The organism is Streptococcus suis (assembly GCF_002964045.1).
Classification (GTDB): domain Bacteria; phylum Bacillota; class Bacilli; order Lactobacillales; family Streptococcaceae; genus Streptococcus; species Streptococcus suis_U.
This window is the reverse complement of record NZ_POPB01000357.1, coordinates 1-393: the sequence shown is the minus strand read 5'-3', so window position 1 is coordinate 393 and position 393 is coordinate 1. Positions and strand designations below refer to the sequence as shown.

Sequence of the window (393 nt, the reverse complement as noted above, 5' to 3'; positions counted from 1 at the left end):
GAAAGGGTAGTTTGCAGCTTCTGCTCCTGCCTTGGTAATTGCGTTAAATAGGGTTGATTTACCAACGTTTGGCAAACCGACGATTCCTGCTGTTAAAGCCATGTTTTTTTACTCTCCAATTAAAAATTCAATCATGACTATTATAGCAGAAAAGTAGAGAAAAAGCTTGCTGTTTGGCAAGCTTCGTTAAAAATAATGCTTAATAAACATTGCACATAAGAAGACAATGAAACAAAGAATGAGAAAGACAAAATCTCCTCTTGTAAGAGGTCGTTTGGATTCTTCGTTCAAGTATTCCCAAACATTCATTTTTCCTCGCTGTTCCACTACAATTTCCTTCTCAGGCTCTTTTCCTAAAACCAGATAATCCAGACTGACACCAAAGATTTCTGC

General features: G+C 37.2%; 1 protein-coding gene and 1 pseudogene. Both read right to left on the bottom strand.

All coding sequences use genetic code 11. The features are described 5' to 3' along the window. The coding region (locus tag C1E99_RS08740; protein ID WP_193441800.1) for a GTPase at positions 1 to 102 on the bottom strand (102 nt) is incomplete at its 3' end. Between the two features lie 84 nt (positions 103 to 186). Beyond that, positions 187 to 393, bottom strand: a pseudogene (locus C1E99_RS15250) (XRE family transcriptional regulator); the annotation flags it as partial.